Annotated in this window: 17 protein-coding genes; 12 read left to right on the plus strand and 5 right to left on the minus strand. The window is 66.4% G+C overall.

What is annotated here, in order from left to right; genetic code table 11:
- Positions 1–177 precede the first annotated feature (177 nt).
- The 4 genes from AAGT95_RS02475 (at position 178) to AAGT95_RS02490 (ending at position 4,901) form a co-directional block, all read left to right on the plus strand.
- Positions 178–1,527, plus strand: a complete 1,350-nt coding sequence (locus AAGT95_RS02475; RefSeq protein WP_342595408.1) for an MATE family efflux transporter — start codon at positions 178–180, stop codon at positions 1,525–1,527.
- A 292-nt stretch (positions 1,528–1,819) separates the two neighbouring features.
- Entirely contained in the window at positions 1,820–3,133 is a 1,314-nt protein-coding gene (locus AAGT95_RS02480; protein ID WP_342595409.1) for a short-chain fatty acid transporter, read from the plus strand.
- A 161-nt stretch (positions 3,134–3,294) separates the two neighbouring features.
- Positions 3,295–3,774, plus strand: a complete 480-nt coding sequence (locus AAGT95_RS02485) for an acyl-CoA thioesterase (RefSeq protein WP_110598044.1) — start codon at positions 3,295–3,297, stop codon at positions 3,772–3,774.
- A 59-nt stretch (positions 3,775–3,833) separates the two neighbouring features.
- Positions 3,834–4,901, plus strand: a complete 1,068-nt coding sequence (locus tag AAGT95_RS02490) for an ion transporter (RefSeq protein WP_342595410.1) — start codon at positions 3,834–3,836, stop codon at positions 4,899–4,901.
- 9 nt (positions 4,902–4,910) lie between these two features.
- Here AAGT95_RS02490 and AAGT95_RS02495 read toward each other — a convergent pair whose 3' ends face one another.
- From AAGT95_RS02495 to AAGT95_RS02505, 3 genes are all read right to left on the minus strand, one after another.
- On the minus strand, positions 4,911–5,444 hold the full coding sequence (locus AAGT95_RS02495) for a cytochrome b (RefSeq protein ID WP_342595411.1): 534 nt from the start codon (positions 5,442–5,444) through the stop codon (positions 4,911–4,913).
- Positions 5,445–5,517: 73 nt separating this feature from the next.
- Positions 5,518–6,573 (minus strand): hypothetical protein, encoded by a 1,056-nt coding sequence (locus AAGT95_RS02500; RefSeq protein WP_342595412.1) that lies wholly within the window; start codon positions 6,571–6,573, stop codon positions 5,518–5,520.
- Positions 6,574–6,652: 79 nt separating this feature from the next.
- Complete coding sequence (locus AAGT95_RS02505; protein ID WP_110598047.1) at positions 6,653–6,970, minus strand: I78 family peptidase inhibitor; 318 nt, start codon at positions 6,968–6,970, stop codon at positions 6,653–6,655.
- A 246-nt stretch (positions 6,971–7,216) separates the two neighbouring features.
- Here AAGT95_RS02505 and osmF point away from each other — a divergent pair, with 246 nt between their 5' ends.
- The 4 genes from osmF to AAGT95_RS02525 are packed head-to-tail and all read left to right on the plus strand — an operon-like array spanning position 7,217 to position 11,238.
- On the plus strand, positions 7,217–8,161 hold the full coding sequence (osmF, locus tag AAGT95_RS02510; protein ID WP_110598048.1) for a glycine betaine ABC transporter substrate-binding protein OsmF: 945 nt from the start codon (positions 7,217–7,219) through the stop codon (positions 8,159–8,161).
- Between the two features lie 8 nt (positions 8,162–8,169).
- Positions 8,170–9,357 carry an ABC transporter permease gene (locus AAGT95_RS02515; RefSeq protein WP_342595413.1) on the plus strand — a complete coding sequence of 396 codons (1,188 nt, stop codon included), beginning with the start codon at positions 8,170–8,172 and terminating at the stop codon, positions 9,355–9,357.
- A gap of 31 nt (positions 9,358–9,388) precedes the next feature.
- Positions 9,389–10,468, plus strand: a complete 1,080-nt coding sequence (locus tag AAGT95_RS02520; protein WP_342595414.1) for an ABC transporter ATP-binding protein — start codon at positions 9,389–9,391, stop codon at positions 10,466–10,468.
- Entirely contained in the window at positions 10,465–11,238 is a 774-nt protein-coding gene (locus AAGT95_RS02525) for an ABC transporter permease (protein WP_342595415.1), read from the plus strand. The genes AAGT95_RS02520 and AAGT95_RS02525 overlap by 4 nt, the downstream gene beginning before the upstream one ends.
- Before the next feature lie 184 nt (positions 11,239–11,422).
- Here AAGT95_RS02525 and AAGT95_RS02530 read toward each other — a convergent pair whose 3' ends face one another.
- Positions 11,423–12,358: a LysR family transcriptional regulator gene (locus AAGT95_RS02530; RefSeq protein WP_110598052.1), complete on the minus strand. Its 936-nt coding sequence runs from the start codon at positions 12,356–12,358 to the stop codon at positions 11,423–11,425.
- A 106-nt stretch (positions 12,359–12,464) separates the two neighbouring features.
- Between AAGT95_RS02530 and AAGT95_RS02535 the strand changes: the two genes are divergently transcribed.
- The 4 genes from AAGT95_RS02535 (at position 12,465) to AAGT95_RS02550 (ending at position 16,311) form a co-directional block, all read left to right on the plus strand.
- On the plus strand, positions 12,465–13,826 hold the full coding sequence (locus AAGT95_RS02535) for an acyclic terpene utilization AtuA family protein (RefSeq protein WP_342595416.1): 1,362 nt from the start codon (positions 12,465–12,467) through the stop codon (positions 13,824–13,826).
- A 10-nt stretch (positions 13,827–13,836) separates the two neighbouring features.
- Positions 13,837–14,163: an AtuA-related protein gene (locus AAGT95_RS02540; protein WP_110707962.1), complete on the plus strand. Its 327-nt coding sequence runs from the start codon at positions 13,837–13,839 to the stop codon at positions 14,161–14,163.
- A gap of 119 nt (positions 14,164–14,282) precedes the next feature.
- Positions 14,283–15,590 (plus strand): CitMHS family transporter, encoded by a 1,308-nt coding sequence (locus AAGT95_RS02545; protein ID WP_110598055.1) that lies wholly within the window; start codon positions 14,283–14,285, stop codon positions 15,588–15,590.
- Positions 15,583–16,311, plus strand: coding sequence for an alpha/beta hydrolase (locus AAGT95_RS02550; RefSeq protein ID WP_342595417.1), 729 nt, complete (start codon positions 15,583–15,585; stop codon positions 16,309–16,311). Before AAGT95_RS02545 ends, AAGT95_RS02550 begins: the two co-directional genes overlap by 8 nt.
- On the opposite strand, the gene AAGT95_RS02555 is transcribed toward AAGT95_RS02550, so the two are convergent.
- Entirely contained in the window at positions 16,308–17,069 is a 762-nt protein-coding gene (locus AAGT95_RS02555; protein WP_342595418.1) for an SDR family NAD(P)-dependent oxidoreductase, read from the minus strand. The two genes, AAGT95_RS02550 and AAGT95_RS02555, sit on opposite strands and share 4 nt — an antisense overlap.
- Positions 17,070–17,094: the final 25 nt, after the last annotated feature.

Below are 17,094 nucleotides of genomic sequence, written 5' to 3' on the forward strand. Positions count from 1 at the left end.
CGATAGCGAATGCGGTCTCCGGGATCGGCCGGTCAGACGACGATGGCATTCGCGTGACATCGAGCTAAGCCTAGAAAATTTCGCCGACAGCGCAACTCGCGACCCGCACGGGGCCGAGTTGCGAGTATGCTGGCGGACGCCGCTGGCTGGATTTCGACGAACCGCAGGAAGCACGACTTGGCCTCTCAATATACGACCCGCCACATCTGGAAGCTGGCGTGGCCGATCATCCTCTCCAACATCACCGTCCCGCTGCTGGGCCTGGTGGACACGGCCGTCGTCGGCCACCTCCCCGACTCACGTTATCTGGCAGCAGTAACGCTCGGCGCCACGCTGTTCAGCTTCCTCTACTGGGGGTTCGGCTTTCTGCGAATGGGCACCACCGGCCTGACCTCCCAGGCGGTGGGTCGCGAGAACGACAGCGACGTGCGTCTGCTGCTGGCCCAGTCGCTGGTCATGGCCGCCACGATCGGGTTGATGCTGATCCTGCTGTCGCACCCGTTGATCGATTTCGGCCTGTGGCTGCTCGACGGCAGCGAGGCGGCGATGGGGCTCGCCGCCGACTACGCGCATATCCGGATCTTCTCGGCCCCGGCGGTGCTGGCCAATTACGCCATCCTGGGCTGGTTCATCGGCCAGCAGAAGACGCGCATCACGCTGGCGATCCTGCTGCTCACCAACGGCGTCAATATCATCCTCGACCTGCTGTTCGTGGTCGGCTTCGGTCTGGCCAGCGACGGCGTCGCCTGGGCCTCGCTGATCGCCGACTACAGCGCGCTGGCCTTCGGCCTGTGGCGCGTCGCCGTTCACTGTCGGCAGTTGGGCGGATCGCTGTCGCGCCAGGCGCTGTGGGTGTGGGGCCACTACTCGGCGTTGATTCGCGTCAACCAGCACCTGTTCGTACGAACGCTGGGGCTGCTGTTCGCCCAGGCCTTCTTCACCGCCCAGGGGGCCAATTTCGGCGACACCGTCCTCGCTGCCAATGCCGTGCTGCTGCAGTTCATCATGCTTGTCTCGTTCGCCCTGGACGGCTTCGCCAACGCCGCCGAGGCGCTGACCGGACGCTCGGTGGGACGCCGCGACTGGAACGACTTCGGCGCCGCCGTCGGTGCCGCCGGCAAGCTGTCGCTGCTGGTGGCGGGCGGCTCGATGCTGCTGTTCGCGGTGGCCGGGGATGGGCTGATATCGCTGCTGACCGACCTGCCGGAGGTCCGCGCCACCGCTGCCGACTACCTGCCCTGGATGATCGCCATGCCGGCGCTGGCGGTATGGAGCTACCTGCTCGATGGCGTCTTCATCGGCGCGACCGAAAGCCGTGCGATGCGCGACACCGTATGGCTGGCCATCGCCTGCTATCTGCCGGTGTGGTGGCTGACCCAGGACTACGGCAATCATGGCCTGTGGTTCGCGTTCCTGTTTTTCACCCTGGTGCGCTCGACTTCTCTCGGCCTCTGTTACCTGTACTACCGAAGGACGCGCTGGTCTCCGACCGCCGGCAGCGAAACTTCCCCGGAAACAAGTCGCTAGACCAAGGTTGACTAATGGAGAGTGCGGGGATGCGTTAGGCTCGCGCCAATCGAACGCTGCATGAATCGATGAGCAGGATGAAGTGGCCGGCACGCCGTCGCACAGAGCGCAGGCTCAGAGAACGTCTCAAGGACGGCCTCGAAGGGGCGAGAAACCGCAGGTTTCGAGTCAACCGGAGCATATGGGTGATAGGCGAGGATTGCGCTCGGACTGGCACCGCGCAACGAAACCGATTCGCCTGCTTGGCCATTGATGCAGTGTCTCCCCAACGTTCACCGACGAGATACCCCTCATGCTGCAGCGCCTCTCCCGCCCGGCGGTCAAGCTGGTCGAGCGCTACCTGCCCGACCCCTACATCTTCGTACTGCTGCTGACGATCGTCGCCGCACTGGCGGCGATGCTGCTCGAACGACAATCGCCACTGGCGGTCATGCAGTACTGGGGCGACGGGTTCTGGGGACTGCTGTCGTTCTCGATGCAGATGCTGATGGTGCTGGTGACCGGGTTCATGCTCGCCAACTCGCCACCGATCAAGCGCCTGCTGGACAGGCTCGCCGCCACCGCCCGGACGCCCGCCGGCGCGATCATTCTGGTGACCCTGGTATCGCTCGCCGCGAGCTGGATCAACTGGGGCTTCGGGCTGGTCATCGGGGCGCTGTTCGCCAAGGCGCTGGCGCGACAGATACGGGTCGATTACCGCCTGCTGATCGCCAGCGCCTACTCCGGTTTCGTGGTGTGGCACGGCGGCCTGGCCGGCTCGATCCCGCTGACCATCGCCACGCCGGGGCACTTCAGCGAGGCCCAGATCGGCATCATTCCCACCTCGCAGACGATCTTCGCCGGCTACAACCTGGCCATCGTCGTGGCGCTGTTCGTCATCATGCCGTTGATCAATCGCTGGATGCTGCCACCGGAGAACGAGAGCGTTTTCGTCAGCCGTGACCAGCTCTCGGAACCGGAGGCCCCGGACGCCACTCGGGCCCAGCGACCCGCCGAGCGACTGGAAAACAGTACCCTGCTGTCGCTGCTGGTGGGCGTGCCGGGACTGCTCTACCTGATCCACTACTTCGTCTTTGCCGGCGGCGGGCTCAATCTCAACAGCGTCAACTTCCTGTTCCTGTCACTCGCCATCGTGTTCCATCGCACGCCGCGCAGCCTGCTTGCCAGCCTCAACGAGGCCATCAGGGGCGGCGCCGGGATCGTGATCCAGTTTCCGTTCTATGCCGGCATCATGGGCATCATGATGCAGTCCGGTCTGGCGCAGTCGCTCTCGGAGATGTTCGTCGCCATCGCCACTGCCGATACGCTGCCGTTCTGGTCGTTCATCAGTGCCGGTATCGTCAACCTGTTCGTGCCCTCCGGTGGCGGCCAGTGGGCGGTTCAGGCGCCGGTCATGTTGCCCGCGGCCCAGGCGCTGGGTGCCGATGTCTCGCGCGTTGCCATGGGCGTGGCCTGGGGCGATGCCTGGACCAATCTGCTGCAGCCGTTCTGGGCCCTGCCGGTGCTCGCCATCGCCGGTCTCAAGGCCAAGGACATCATGGGATTCTGCCTGATCCAGCTGGCGGTCACGGGGGTGGTCATCGGGCTGGGGCTGACCCTGATCTAGCTCGCCGCCCTCGCGCCCGAGAGCCGGCGCGAGGGAACCGGCGGGACGATCGATGGGCAGTCCGGGCCAAACGTGGTACATCTGGCGCATAACAACACGCACCAGACGACCCCGAGGATACCGTGACGCCCGATGACCTGCCCCGACAGCACGAGCTGTCGATGACCGTACTCATGACCCCCGACATGGCCAACTTCAGTGGCAAGGTGCATGGCGGGGCGATTCTCAAGAAGCTCGACGAAGTCGCTTACGCCTGCGCCAGCCGCTATGCCGGCAGCTACGTGGTGACGCTTTCCGTCGACCAGGTCCTGTTCAAGCAGCCGATCCACGTCGGCGAACTGGTGACCTTCCTGGCGATGATCAATCACGTCGGCCGCTCGTCGATGGAGGTCGGCATCAAGGTGCTGGCCGAATCGATTCAGGAACGGGTGATACGCCACACCAACAGCTGCTACCTGACCATGGTCGCCGTCGACCATGACGGCAATCCCGTCCCGGTACCGTCGCTGGAATTGAAGACCCCACTGCAGAAGCTACGCTTCGAGAAGGCGGCACTGCGCAAGAAGCTGCGCAAGCAGGAAGCCGAGGAAGAGCGCAACGCCATGGCCGAGCATCTCAAGGCCTATCCGGCCGGACAGTGACATTTCACCCTCCCGCGATATCGTCGCCGGCCTGAACGCCCGACGAACAAGGATGTTCGATGCCTGAAACCGAATTCCATCAAGCCCGCACCGCCAGGCGGTCCAGTCCGCTCGGCGAGCGGCTGTTGATGATCTGGGATCTTGCCGTCGTCGTGCTGGTGGCGATCAACCTGGCACTGCTGCTGTTCGACAGCCTGTTCCTGATCCCGCCGCTCAACAGCGCTTTCGGCGCCGTGGCGCCGGGTCTTCATGCCGCCTACGACACCTACATCAGAGCCAATTTCGTCGAGATCGACCTCTGTTTCGTCGCCATCTTCCTGCTCGACGTGCTGCTGGGCTGGGCCATCGCCATCGCCCAGCGCCGCTATGCCCGCTGGTTCTTCTATCCGTTCGTGCACTGGTACGACGTGCTCGGCTGCATCCCCCTGGCCGGATTCCGCCTGCTGCGCGTGCTGCGTGTCATCTCGCTGCTGATCCGGCTGCAGCGCCTGGGCCTCATCGACGTGACGCGCTGGCGTCTCTATCGCTTCTATCGCACCTATTACGGTGTGCTGATGGAAGAGATCTCCGACCGGGTCGCCATCAACCTGCTCGGCGATCTGCAGAAGGAGATCCGCAACAGCAAACACCTGACCCAGCGCATTTCGAACGAGGTGATCCAGCCGCGCAAGGCGGCCCTCGTCGACGAGATCGCCAGCCGGCTGGAGCGCACCGTCAGCAAGGGCTACGCCGAAAATCACCAGCAGGTGCACCGCTATGTCGCGGCGCTGGTGGCCAGGACGATGGAGGAGAACGAGGAGCTGCGGCGGCTACGGCGCCTGCCCATGGGCGATGCCGTGGCGGAGAGCATCGAACGCAGCCTCAGCGACATTGCCAGTCGCGTCGTCCACGAGGCCATCGATGGTCTGCGCTCGCCGCATTTCCACTCGTTGATGACCGACCTGGTCGGCAGCGGTCTCGACGCCTGGCTGCAGGTCGACGACAAGACCGACCGGGTGACCCAGCAGGTGCTGATCGACATGCTGGAGCTGCTCAAAGAGCAGGTCGCCATCAAGCGTTGGAAAAGTGAGCTCAGCGAGCCGCGAACCCGGCACGACGACACCGCCGAACCGACTGGCGGGGGCTGAACCGGCGAATCAGTCGGGCGCCGGCCCCAGCATCCGGCGCAAGGTGCCATCTCGAAGCCGGAAGTGGTGGTACATCGCCATGCAGACGTGGCCGACGATCATGAGCGTCAGCAGCCAGGCAAACGTGCCGTGCAGGCCACCGAAGCTGGCGGCCCAGGGCGCATCGGCGCCTTCGAACCAGGCCTTGCCGAAGAGATGGACGCCGTACCCCATGCCCCAGGTCATCAAGGCACCCGACAGCGGCATCAGTATCAGCAACGCATACATCACCACGTGGCCGACGATGGCCAGGCGCTGCAGCCCGCCTTCGTGGCGCGGGCGACGCCGGCGCTGGGAAAGCGACCACGATGTGCGAACCGCCATCAGGATCAGCACGCTCACCCCGATGGTGGTATGCCACGGGAAGATCGCCTGGCTGAAGGCATTGTCCTTCCACAGGGCGTTGACGAACACACTGCTCAATTGCGTGACGATCAGCACCGCGACCAGCCAGTGCAGGATTCGCGTCACTCGACCATAGGCCCGCGGGGAATCCTTCAGCATGATGATCTCGCTCTCCCGTCGTGGTCTGCGGCAAGGCGCCTCGGCGCACATCGGATCGCCAGCGTTGCCGCCGTCATGGCACGATTCGCAATAGCGTGTAGGGCGCTTCGCACGCTTCCCGTTCGTCCCGCTGGTCGATTCGGCCCAGAGACATGTCGCGATCGTTGTCGTAGGCCACGAACAGCCGCTCGGCGTCGAGCACCGCCAACCCCTCAGCCTTGTGCTCGAACTCCAGCACCTCCCCGTGAACGTCCTCCACGATCGAGGGCGGGGTCCCGCGACTCAGATCGGCCAGTGCCATCGACCACAGGTAGCCGCCGATCTGCTCGCCATGCTCGTCCGCCACCTCGAAACTGGCCATGAGATAGAGGCGATCGTTGAAGGGATCGTATTCGAGGCTCGATAGACCGCAGATGTGGCGGACACCCGCGTACTCCGAGGGGTCGAAGCGGTAGCGCTCGCGGAGTTCGTCGACGAACTCCAGGTTGCCGGCGGCCGTCGTCCGATAGTGAACGCCCACCACGCGAGCCACGTAATCGAAATCATCGTGCGCGCGCCCCTGCTCTCGAACGCCGAACAGCAACAGCCCATCACAGGGTTCGTCCAGCTCAGGCGAGGCCGGAACCGCCGCCAGCCCCTCGATCTTGTAGTACGGCAGGCCGATGGCATCGTCGAGCTTGCGACGCAGCTCCAGCGACCCCTCGACACCGTCGCGGGGATCCGGATCCACGACCTGCACCCGCTCCGGCTCGCCCACCGGCCAGATCAGCAGGTGATTGTAGACGTTGAGATCGTGACTCTCGTCGTCGATGCGGTCGAATCCGGTGGTCGCCAGGATGTAGCGCCCATCGACGGTCAGGGCGAAGTCCTCGTACTTGACCGCGCGCCGGATGGCATCGGCGGTCAGGAATCGATGGCTATCGGGATCCGGCACTCCCTCCACCAGATCGAAGGCGAAGACGGCCGAGCGCCCCTCTCCCGGAATCGGCTTGTCGCTGGCCAGCAGCAGACGATGGCCGTCGAAGACCACCGCCGACACCTCGACGTTGACCGGCGAGCCGTCCTCGTATTGCAGTCCGGGAGAAAAACAGGTCAGCGTTCCCTCGGTGATGATCTCGGTACGTAGCATGGCAACCTCCCCGGCAGGGCCCGCTGCGTGAAAGAAAAGGGCCGAATGGTTCGGCCCTCGAAGTCCGCTGTTGCCGCGATCAACCGCAGGAGATATCCGTGATCATGCGCTGATCGTCGACCTTGATATCGAGCCGCTCCGCACGGTAGTCCATGGTGTAGCCCTTGCCGGGCTCGATGACTCGAATCTCGGAGGCCCGTGATCGGTCCGCGATATCCGCCCGCAGCGCATCGGTGAGGGTTTCCCCGACCAGGCTACCCACCGTCTGAGCACCGCAGGCATCCTCGGGAACCGGCTTCACGTCGGGGGGCAGAGGCGCCTCGTCGGGCTTGGGTGCCGTGCTGCAACCCGCCAATAGAAAGCCACTCACGATCAGCGCCGCACCGGAAATTTTCATGCCTTGCTCCTTGCTGGAGAAACCGCTCTCGTTGATTGAGGCGCGCTGAGCCGGGCGCCACATTGGGTCCGCCAAGCCTAGCAGGTCACGCCGAACTCGGCATCGGCTGGTCGACCCGGCGCAGTGCCGCTAGACTCAAACTCTCATTGACCGGCCCTTGTCCCGGTCAGCCACGCAGAGCCGTCCCGGACGGACGACCCAAAACAACCGAGTCTTCAAGCTCATCGATCGCAAAGGAACGCCACCATGCGCCCGTCGCTCTCCGTTCGCCTCATCACCTCCATCGCCGCCGCGGCGATCACCGCCAGCCTCGGCGTGGGTCAAGCCGTGGCGCAGGACGACCAGCAGCCGATTCGCGTCGCCTCCAAGATCGATACCGAGGGCTCCCTGCTCGGCAACATGATCGTCGATGTCCTGGAAAACGCTGACCTGCCGGTCGATAGTCGGCTGCAGCTCGGCCCCACCAACATCGTGCGCCAGGCGCTGGTGGCGGGCGATATCGATCTCTACCCCGAATACACCGGCAACGGCGCGTTCTTCACCGACACGACCGACGATCCGGCCTGGAAGGACGAGCAGGCGGGCTACGACAAGATCAAGGCTGCCGACAGCGAGGCGCATCAGCTGGCTTGGCTGACGCCGGCGCCGGCCAACAACACCTGGGCCATCGCCGTACGCCAGGACGTGGCCGACGACAACGACCTGTCCACCATGGCCGATTTCGGCCAGTGGGTCAGTGACGGTGGCGAGATCAAGCTGGCCGCCTCGGCCGAATTCGTCGAGAGCGATGCGGCGCTGCCCAGCTTCCAGCGCGCCTACGACTTCACGCTCGACGAAGACCAGTTGCTGGTGCTCTCGGGCGGCAACACTGCCGCCACCATCCGTGCCGCTGCCGAGGGCACCAGCGGCACCAACGCCGCCATGGTCTACGGCACCGACGGCGCCATCGCCGCCGCCGAACTCAAGGTGATGGACGATCCCAAGGGCGTGCAGATGGTCTACGAGCCGGCCCCGGTGGTGCGTCAGTCGGTGCTCGACACCTATCCCCAGATCGCGGAACTGCTGAAGCCGGTATTCGAATCCCTCGACCGCGAGACGCTGCAGACGCTGAACGGCAAGATCCAGGTCGACGGGCTGCCGGCCGATCAGGTTGCCCATGACTATCTGACCGAGCAAGGCCTGCTGGACTGAGTTCGATCGTGGCGCTTCCCGAACGACGCCGATGGGTCGGCAACCGAGTGCTGGCGACGCTGCTGATTGCGGCCGTCGCCAGCGTCGTGATGCTGCCGTTTGCCAGCCTGTCCCCCAATCGGCTGGTGTCGGGCCAACCGGTCATGCTGTGGCAGGCGCTGGCCGGCTGGCAATTCGCGGCCTTCGCGCTGATCGGACTCCTGCTGCTGGTCGCGGCGCAGGCCGGACCGCTGCCCCGACGCCTCGCGCTGTGGCTGTCGCTGGGCGCCACGCTACCGCTGCTGGCGCTCGATCTCCAGGCGCTCGGGGCCTACGCCCATGGCGCCCTGGCCGACGCCTCGCCGGCCGCGCGCGTGTCGCAGGGCGCGACCTTCTGGATCCTGCTGTTCGCCAGCGCGCTGATCGCCATCGATGCGCTGCAACGGCTGCGTCTCGGCCCGGCGGGGCGCGCCCTCTACGGCGTCGCGGCGCTGGCGGTGATCGGCGTCTGTTTCTCCGGCGAGCTGCTCTCGCCGCTGTCGATCATGCGCGAATTCGCCAACCAGCGGGACAACTTCATCGACCAGCTGGTGCGACACCTGCTGCTGGTCGGCGGTGCGCTGCTGCCCGCCCTGCTGGTCGGGCTGCCGCTGGGCCTGCTGGCCAATCGTCGGGCCCGCCTGCGCAACGGCCTGTTCAGTGTGCTCAACGTGTTCCAGACGCTACCGTCGATCGCGGTGTTCGGGCTGCTGATCGCACCGCTCTCGGCGCTCGGCCGGGCGGTACCGTGGCTGGGCGAGCTGGGGGTCAGCGGTATCGGCGTGGCGCCGGCGATCATCGCCCTGGTGCTCTATTCGCTGCTGCCGATCGTGCGCAACACCTACTCCGGCCTCGCCGGTGTCTCGACCGGCGCCCTGGAGGCGGCCCGCGGCATGGGCATGACGCCGCGCCAGATCTTGTGGCGGGTGGAGATCCCGCTGGCGCTACCGGTGATCCTGTCGGGGCTGCGCATCGTCACCGTCCAGGCGATCGGGCTGGTGGTGGTCGCCGCCCTGATCGGGGCCGGCGGCTTCGGCGCCTTCATCTTCCAGGGGCTGGGCCAGTACGCCATCGACCTGGTGCTGCTGGGCGCCATCCCGACCATCGTGCTGGCGGTCATCGCCGACTTTGCGCTGCAGATTCTGGTCAGCCTGAGCCGTCCATCCGGTACTCGCTGACGCCGTTTCAGGCACCGATCAGGAAAGACCCATGATTGAATTGCAAGGGCTGACCAAGACCTACGCGGGCAAGAACGTCGTCGAGGACGTCTCGATGACGCTGGAGACCGGTGAGTTCGGCGTGCTGATCGGCCCTTCCGGCTGTGGCAAGTCGACCACCCTGAAGATGATCAACCGGCTGGTGCCGCTGAGCAGTGGCCGGATCATTCTCAACGGCGACGACGTGACCGAGCTACCGGCCGAGCAGCTCAGGCGACGGATCGGCTACGCCATCCAGTCGACCGGGCTGTTCCCGCACTGGAGCGTGGCCCGGAATATCGCCACCGTGCCGCAGCTGTTGAAATGGTCGAAGTCCCGTATCGACGACCGGGTCGACGAACTGATGGCGATGTTCCACCTCGATCCGGCCGAGTTCCGCCACAAGTACCCGCACCAGCTCTCCGGCGGCCAGGCGCAGCGCGTCGGCGTGGCTCGCGCGCTCGCCGCCGATCCGGAAGTGCTGCTGATGGACGAGCCGTTCGGCGCGGTCGACCCGATCACCCGCGAGGCGCTCCAGGCGGAGATGCGTCGGGTTCATGGCCAGACCGGCAAGACCATCGTCTTCGTCACCCACGACATGGACGAGGCGCTGCAGCTGGCGACCCGGATCGCGCTGCTCAACAACGGCAGGCTGGTCCAGTACGACCGCCCCATCGAGATGATGGTGAAACCCGCGGACGACTTCGTTCGCGAGTTCTTCGGCCAGGCCGACCTGGGGCTCAAGCTGCTCTCGCGGCGCTGGGTCCATCAGTACCAGCGGCCTCCGAGCCTGACCCATCACGCCACGCTTCCCGGCCTCGATCACTGCTGGCGACTCGACGAGGCCGGCCGGCCGATCGTTCTCGAGGGCGCCCGGCTGGACGACCAGCATCAGCACACCGACGTCAGGTCGGAGTGGATCGCCACGCCGGAGATGAGCATGAAGGAAGCGCTCTCGCGGATGGTCTGGTATCGCGTGATGGTGCTGCCGGTCGTCGATGAAACCGGCAAGCTGGTCGGCGAGGTGGGCATGCAGGGCATCATGGGAATCGAGTCGAACGGCGGGCTACGCGCCGGAGGGCCGGCGTCATGAGCGGCGTCGCTCGAAGCGCGCGACAGTGGCGGGCGGCTTCCGCCGGCAACGGCGTACTGTTTGTGCTGATCGCGCTGCTGATCGCACTGACGCTGGGCATGGCCCAGCTCGAGCCGCTGTTTCGGGCGCTGTTTCCCGATCTCGGCAACCCGCTCTACGCCCGCGACAGCTTCCTCAACCTGATGCTGGCCCATATCGGGCTGGTGCTGGTGTCGTCGCTGATCTCGGTGACGATCGGCATCGCCGCCGGCCTGTTCGTCACTCGCCCGGTCGGGCGCGAGTTCGAACCGATGGTGTCGTCGCTGGCCGCCATCGGCCAGACCTTCCCGCCTGCCGCGGTGCTCGCCATCGCCGTTCCGCTGGCCGGCTTCGGCTTCGCCCCGACCATCATCGCCCTCTCCCTCTACGGCCTGCTGCCGGTGATCCAGAACACCATCGCCGGTCTCGGCACGGTACCGCAGACCACGCTGGAGGCCGCCCGCGGCAACGGCATGAGCCGTTGGCAGATCCTGCGCCGCGTCGAACTGCCGCTGGCGATGCGGGTGATCATCGCCGGCATTCGCGTCTCGGTGATCATCAACATCGGCACCGCCACCATCGGCTCCACCGTCGGCGCCAAGAGCCTGGGCACACCGCTGATCGCCGGTCTGGTCGGCAACAACCTCGCCTACGTGATCCAGGGCGCGCTGCTGGTCGGGCTGCTGGCGATCGTCACCGACCTGCTGTTCGAGCGGCTGGAGCGACGCTACTCGTTCGGCGGCCAAGCCTAGTCGGCGCCGAGGGGATTGACGAGCGGCGTAACGCACGAAGCGTAAGGCGCGCGAAAGCGAAGCGGAGAGAACGTCTAGAAAGCGGCCTCGAATGGCAGGTTTCGCGTCAGCCCGAGTCTATGAGGTACCGGTGAGGAGTTGCGCTCCGGCACCCTGAACCGACGTGACATGCCCATCCAGCCCTTTATGCCGTGTTTCCCCGACCGGCGGTACTCTCCGCCTCATCGGAGGAGAGGTCATCGGTGGGCGGGATCTGCTTGCGCAACTGACGAAGGAAGGCTTCCAGCGCCGGCGAGGCGTGCAGCGGCTTGCGCCGGAGAATGCCGATTTCCCGTGGCTCCTGCATGTTGACGGGCAACCGGGTGATGTCGTCGAGATTGAAGACGTCGACGCTGGAGGCCGGCAGCAGCGCGTAGCCGAGCTTCGCTCTCACCATCGCGATCGCCGAGCTCATGAAGCTCACCTCCCAGCTGGGCGCGACCTGCCTGCCGGCGTGCTCCATCGCCAGATCCGCGTAGTGCCTGGCGCTCGAGCCCGGGGCCATGGCGATGTAGGGCATCTGGTCGAGCCCGTACCAGGGCGATTCACTGCGTCTTACCACCCGTGGCGGCGTGATCAGCAGCAGATCGTCGTGAAACAGCGGCTGGAAATCGAGCTCCCGGTCCCGTTGCAGAGGCGACCCCAGCCCCATGTCGACCTCACCGCGACGCACCCACTGGTGAACCTGGTCGGCCAAGCCGTCGCGCAGGACGACGGTCACCTTGGGATGACGCTTGCGAAAGGCGGCGATGGCCCGCGGCAGCAACGACGAGGCCACCGAAGGCAGCCCGGCCACCGTGACCTTTCCCTGCTCGAGTTCGCGCACGTTGCGGGTGTCGTCCAGCGCCAGCGACATGTCGGCGAGGATACGCCGGGCGTGGCCCAGAAACAGCGCCCCACCTTCAGTCAGGACCACGGTACGGGTATTGCGCGCAAACAGCGCAATGCCCAGTTCTCCTTCCAACTTTCGTATCAGATAGCTCAACGCAGGCTGCGACAGGTGAATGTCCTTCGCGGCCCGCGTGAAGCTGGCCAACTCGGCGGTTCGCACGAATGCCTGCAGCTGCCGCTGATGAAACATCTCGCCCTCGAATCGAAATTTTTTATCAATTCATAAGATATATGGCTTTGCCTGATCCTGTCGCGCTACGCCATTGTTTTTCGATCTTCGATGCCATGGATCCCTCATGCTCCCCTCCCCTCGACGCATAGCGCATATCGGCTGCGGTGCCGGCTTTGCCGGCGATCGCCCCGACGCGGCGATCGCGCTGGTGGCGGCACTCGCCGAGCGCGACGGCCCGCGCTATCTATTCTTCGAATTGCTGGCCGAACGCACTCTCGCCGAAGCTCAGTTGCGGCGGCTGGAAGACCCCGATCTTGGCTACGCCACGCACCTGTTCGCGTTTCTCGCGCCGATCCTCCGGCCCTGCCTGACTCACGGCATCCCGATCATTACCAACGGCGGCGCCGCCAACCCGGTGGCGGCGGCGCGTCGGCTGCGACGAGAACTCGAATCACAGGGGCTCGAGGCCCGCATCGCCTGCGTGCTGGGCGACGACCTGGGCGAGGCGCTCGACGACACGGCCGATTGGCTTCCCGCCGACTGTCCACGCGAGGAGATCGTCTCCTGCAACGTCTACATCGGTGCGGAAGCGGTCACGGAGGCGCTTCTCGGAGGGGCGGACATCGTCATCGGCGGGCGGCTGGCGGACCCTTCGATGGTGGTCGGTGCCTTGCGCCACGCCCACGGCTGGGCAGCCGACGACTGGCAGCACCTGGCGGTGGCCACGGCCGCCGGCCATCTGCTGGAGTGCGGCACCCAGGTCACCGGCGGCTATTTCGCCGATGCGGGACGCAAGGCGATTCCCGACCCCGCCCACCTCGGCTGCCCGATCGCCGAAGTCGGCAGCGACGCCAGCCTGGTCATCACCAAGACCGCGGGCAGCGGCGGCTGCGTCACCGAACAGACGGTCAAGGAGCAACTGCTCTACGAGGTTCACGACCCTGCGGCCTACCTGACCCCGGACGTCACCCTCGATGTCTCCCGGGCGAGCCTGGAAACGGTGGGCCCGGATCGCGTCGCCATACACGGTATTCAGGGCCATCCGGCCCCGGCGACGCTGAAGGGCAACCTGGGGCTGCGCGGGCTGTGGTTCGGCGAGGCGGGTATCTCCTACGCCGGCCCCGGCGCGGTGGAGCGGGCCCGGCTGGCCATGGACATTCTGCGCCAGCGGCTGGATGACCGGTTGCCGGCGCTGCGGCCCCACTTCGACCTGATCGGCGTCGCCAGCCTGTTCAACGATGGCAGCGGCGAATGGCTGGCGGATCGTCTGCAGGATGACCCCGCCGTCGAGGACGTCCGCCTGCGCCTGGGCCTCGTCGATCGCGATCGCGAGGCCGTCGAGCTGGCGCTGCAGGAGCTCGAGACGCTCTACCTCAACGGGCCAGCCGGCGGCGGCGGTGTCCGCCGGCAGCTCGGCGAATCGCTGCGCACCCGATCCTTCCTGATCGCGCGCGAACGGGTGACACCGTTCGTGACCTGGCCATGAGGTACCGACGATGACACCTGACGTGCTACTCGCCGATTTCGCCCACGCCCGCGCCGGCGACAAGGGCAACACGTTGAACGTGGCGGTGTTCGCCTTCGAGCGCCGTCACTACGCCTGGCTCGAGCGACACCTCTCCGAAGATGCGGTGGCGGCGCGCTTCGGCCATCGCCATCCGACCAGGGTCACGCGCTACTGCCTGCCCCAGCTCGCCGGTATCAACTTCGTCATCGAGGGTGCACTGGAGGGCGGCGTCAACCAGAGCGCCACCCTCGACCGCCACGGCAAGAGCCTGAGCTATCTGCTGCTGGGCATGTGCCTGCCCTCGCCCGGGGATTGAACGCGACCGGGGTCGTCGCGTCGTGACGATCGGCAGCCAGCGGAGGACGGTGCCATAGGCCCCGTTCCCATCCAAGAGGCGCCCAAGCGCCCCAACCTACGCCAACTCACGGAGCCATCATGATAACAACGCTCGGATTCGTGATGATGCTGGGCATCATCGCGCTGATACTGCTCAAACGACTGACCCCGGTGGTCGCGTTCGCCCTCGTTCCGGTCGCTGCCAGCCTGCTGGCGGGCTTCACCCCCGCCGAGACCGGTGGGTTCATCAAGGATGGCCTGACCGCCGTCGCCCCGACCGCGACGCTGTTCATCTTCGCCATCCTCTATTTCGGGATCATGCGTGAACGCGGGATGTTCGACCCGCTGGTCAACTTCCTGATCAAGCGTACCCGGGGCGAGCCGCTCAGAGTCGCCATCGTCACCGTGCTGGTCGCCGCCATCGCCCATCTCGACGGCGTCGGCGCGGCGACCTTCCTGCTCACGATTCCGGCCTTCCTGCCGCTCTACCAGCGCCTCAACATGAGCCCGCTGATCCTGCTCTGCCTGGTCGGGCTGAGTGCCGGGGTGATCAACATGGTGCCCTGGGGTGGCCCCACGGCCCGCGCCGCGGCTACCGCCGGCGTGGACGCCTCGGAACTGTGGTTGCCACTGATACCGGTACAGGCGCTGGGGATCGTGCTGCTGCTGGGGTTGGCGAGCTACTTCGGCATCAAGGCGCAGCGCCACAACCGCGTCACCGGGCACGGCCATGCCAGCGGCGACATGAGCGCCTACCTGCTGCCGCCGCGGGAAACCGCCCTGCCGCTCAGCGACTGGCGCTATTGGGCCAACGTGGGGCTGACGCTGATCATTCTGCTGATCCTGTTCACCGGCGCCTTCCCGCTCTACGCCAGCTTCATGGTCGGTCTCGGCATCGCCCTGCTGCTCAACTACCCCCGTCCGGAAGCTCAGGGCAAGGAACTGGCCAGGCATGCCAACGATGCACTGCAGATGGCGCTGGTGATGCTCGCCGCCGGCATCCTGCTCGGTATCCTGGCCGGCGCCGGCATGTCCGACGGCATGGCCGGTGCGCTGATCGAGCTGCTACCGGCGGGCTCGGCGAGCGTACTGCACCTGATCGTCGGCTTCTTCGGTGTGCCTCTGGGGATGCTGTTCTCGCCGGACGCCTACTATTTCGCGCTGATGCCGATCGTGCGCGACATCGCCACCGCCGCCGGCGTCCCCGTGGAGGCGGTCGCCCGGGCGATGCTGATCGGCGAAAACACCGGCTTCAGCATCAGCCCGGTGGTGCCCAGCGTCTATCTGGCCATCGGCCTGGCCGGCGTCGAGCTGCGCGAGCACCTCAAGTTCACCTTCCTGTGGGCCTGGGGTATCGGCATCATCCTGCTCGCCTTCGCCTGGCTGATCGGCGCCATCGGTGGCTGATCGCGTCGCCGGTCCGGCCGGTCGACTGACCGCCCTGCCCGGCACGCTGCTGCCGCCGACGATCTTCGCCCCGGTAGCGCTGGAAGCGGGCTGGACGTGGGAACCTCTCGACTGGCTCGCCGGGCCGGGCGCCGGCGATCTGGAGCTTGCTGCCGGGGAGATCGTTGCCCGCTGGCCCGCCCGGAAACGCGGCTACCGGCTGCTGGTGGGCCACTCGGCCGGCGGCGTCGTGGCGTTGCAGGTCGCGGCAGCGCTGGACGATAGACTCGACGGCCTGGTACTGATCGATACCGGCGCCAGCGCCGCCCATCACGGTGATCCCGATCTGCCGCAGCGCCTGCTGGCCCAGTGGGGAGAGGCCTTCATCGACACCTTCCTGCTGCGCTGCGTAGGACGGGAAGCGCTGGACCGTCACGGCGATGCCCTGCGTCGCTACGCCCTAGCCACTGGCCCCGAACGCCCCCACCGCGCCATGACCAGCCTGCGCCGCCTCGATCTCGCCTCGCGGTTAGGCGAGATCCGCTGTCCGACGCTCGTCATCCATGGCATCCGCGACCCGGCACGCTCGCTTCGACACGCCAGGGCCCTGGCTTCAGGTATCGCCGATGCAAGGCTCGAGACGCTCGATGCCGGCCACACCCCGATGCTCGAATGCCCCGACGCGCTGGCTGGCTGCCTCGACGACTTTCTCAGCGAGCTCCGCCAGCCAAAGTGCCGTTAACCAAAGTACTGGGCGCCGTTGATGTCGATGATGGTGCCGGAGACGAAAGCGGCACCGTCGCTGGCCAGCCACAGCGCCGCCGAAGCGACGTCCTCGGGCAATCCGGCCCGCCCGGCGGGAATCGTCTCGAGGGTGGCGCGCTTCGATTCATCGGTGGTGAAGGTGGCGTGGAACGGCGTCGCCTCGATGAAGCCGGGCGCCAGCGCATTGACGGTGATACCGCGACCGGCCACTTCCTTGGCCAGCCCCCGGGTGAAGCCGAACAGCGCCGCCTTGGCGGTGGCGTAGGCCGTCGCGCCGGGGTGGCCGCCGTTGCGCCCGGCCAGCGAGGAGACGGTCACGACGCGCCCGCCATCGCGAAACAGCGGAAGCAGATGGTGGGTGACCAGAAACACCGAGTCCACGTTGAGCGCCTGTACCCGACGCCACAGCGAGAACGGCATCTCCTCGATGGTCGAACGCTGAATCAGGCCGCCGGCGTTGTTGACCAGAATATCGACACCGCCGACTTCCTCCGCCAGCCAGCTGGCGAACCCCTCGACGGCGGTTTCGTCGGTCACGTCCAGCGACCGCGCCAGCGCCGGTTCGCCGCCGCTGGCGGCCAGTGCTGCCAGCATCCCGGCATCGGGCTGGTGGGAGCGATAGGTGATCACCACTCGCGCCCCGGCAGCGGCCAGCGCCTGGGCGATGGCGAAACCGATTCCCACCCCGCCGCCGGTGACCACGGCGACTCGTCCCTTCAGTTGATCGTCTGGCATCTGACTTCCTTCTCCGGTGATCGTG

Origin of the sequence: Salinicola lusitanus (assembly GCF_038648475.1) — a bacterium.
GTDB classification, from domain to species: Bacteria; Pseudomonadota; Gammaproteobacteria; order Pseudomonadales; family Halomonadaceae; genus Salinicola; species Salinicola lusitanus.